The sequence below is a fragment of the Psychrobacter sp. 4Bb genome, assembly GCF_002836735.1.
In the GTDB taxonomy this organism is placed as follows: Bacteria; Pseudomonadota; Gammaproteobacteria; order Pseudomonadales; family Moraxellaceae; genus Psychrobacter.
This window is the reverse complement of the sequence record NZ_PJAS01000020.1, coordinates 1-1285: the sequence shown is the minus strand read 5'-3', so window position 1 is coordinate 1285 and position 1285 is coordinate 1. Positions and strand designations below refer to the sequence as shown.

At 48.8% G+C, this 1285-nt stretch carries 1 protein-coding gene; it reads right to left on the bottom strand.

The features are described 5' to 3' along the window. On the bottom strand, positions 1-1250 hold a 1250-nt coding region (locus CXF60_RS00590; RefSeq protein ID WP_102090367.1), incomplete at its 3' end, for a TRAP transporter large permease. Positions 1251-1285: the final 35 nt, after the last annotated feature.

The following is a 1285-nucleotide window of genomic DNA, read 5'->3' as shown; positions in this document are numbered from 1 at the left end:
AAGATAACCAAACGAATCACATCAGAGACAATAAATGGTGCCACTCCGCGGAACATATCGCTCAGCTTAATGTGCGGTGCCATCGCCTTAATCACGAAGATATTCATCCCCATCGGCGGCGTAATCAAACCCAGCTCCACCGTCAATACTGCAATAATGCCAAACCAGACAGGATCAAACCCTAGCGCTAAAATGATTGGATATACCACAGGTATCGTGATTACCAGCATCGCTAAGGCATCCATGAACAGTCCCAATAGGAAGTACATGAATAGAATACAGATCAGCACAATCATTGGACTGACCGCCAATCCACCGATCCAAGATGCCAAGGTATAAGACAAGCGTGAGACTGAAATAAAGTATCCCAATGCCTCTGCACCCAGTAGCATAAAGAACACCACGGCAGAGAGCGCTAGCGTCTCAATCAATGACTGCTTGAGACCATCTAGACGCATGCCTTTAGCAAAGGCATAAGCCCATGAGACAAACGCCCCTACTGCGGCGCCTTCTGTTGGGGTAAATAGCCCAAAGAAGATACCGGCAATAATCACAATAAAGATAAAGCTAAATGGTATCAGACCAGTCAGTGACAGTAGCTTGGCTTTCCAAGACGTTTTCTCACCACGTTTTGCTAAATGCGGTTTCCAGCGCACCATAATCATGACCGTGATGGAATACATCACCATGCCGAGCATACCGGGTAAGAAGCCAGCGATGAACATGTCACCCACTGACTGCTGGGTTAAGATGGCATAGACCAGTAGCGCAATACTGGGCGGAATCATAATACCAAGCGTACCACCAGCGGCTAAGATACCGCAGGCAAAGCCTGGCTGATAACCGTACTTCTCCATTTGCGGTAAGGCCACTTTGGTCATGGTAGAGGCAGTGGCAAGCGACGAGCCTGAGATAGAGGCAAAGATACCGGATGAACCAATGCCTGCAATACCAAGACTGCCCCTTACCCCGCCAAATATGGTCCGGGTGGCTTCAAAGAGTTTACCTGCCATACCAGAGTGAGTGGCAAACACGCCCATCAGAATAAATAAGGGAATGGCACTAAAGTCATACTTTGCTAAGACATCAACTGGGATGTCTTTGAGCATTTGCAGAGCACCACTAGGCGCGGTGACCGCACCAAAACCTACTAGACCCACCCCTAACATGGCAAGTGCAACAGGCACTCGTAAGACGACAAGCAGGATCATAACCACTAGGCCAATCGCACCGATAATTTCTGGACTCATGCGCCTGTCTCCTCGGCGTCAAAGAATTCGCCTGT